Origin of the sequence: Lachnoanaerobaculum sanguinis (genome assembly GCF_033242365.1) — a bacterium.
GTDB classification, from domain to species: Bacteria; Bacillota; Clostridia; order Lachnospirales; family Lachnospiraceae; genus Lachnoanaerobaculum; species Lachnoanaerobaculum sanguinis.
This window is the reverse complement of record NZ_BTHK01000092.1, coordinates 1-269: the sequence shown is the minus strand read 5'-3', so window position 1 is coordinate 269 and position 269 is coordinate 1. Positions and strand designations below refer to the sequence as shown.

General features: G+C 48.3%; 1 rRNA gene. It reads right to left on the bottom strand.

What is annotated here, in order from left to right:
* A 23S ribosomal RNA gene (locus SBH76_RS13655) occupies window positions 1-269 on the bottom strand; the annotation flags it as partial.

The following is a 269-nucleotide window of genomic DNA, read 5'->3' as shown; positions in this document are numbered from 1 at the left end:
TCGATTGGAATTTCTCCCCTATCCACACCTCATCGCCACCCTTTTCAACGGATGTGCGTTCGGTCCTCCATTCACTTTTACGCGAACTTCAACCTGGACATGGATAGATCACCCGGTTTCGGGTCTACACATACAGACTAACATCGCCCTATTAAGACTTGGTTTCCCTTCGGCTCCGTATCTTTAATACTTAACCTCGCCTGTACATGTAACTCGCCGGACCGTTCTACAAAAAGTACGCGGTTCACCTTTCGGTGTTCCACAGTTTG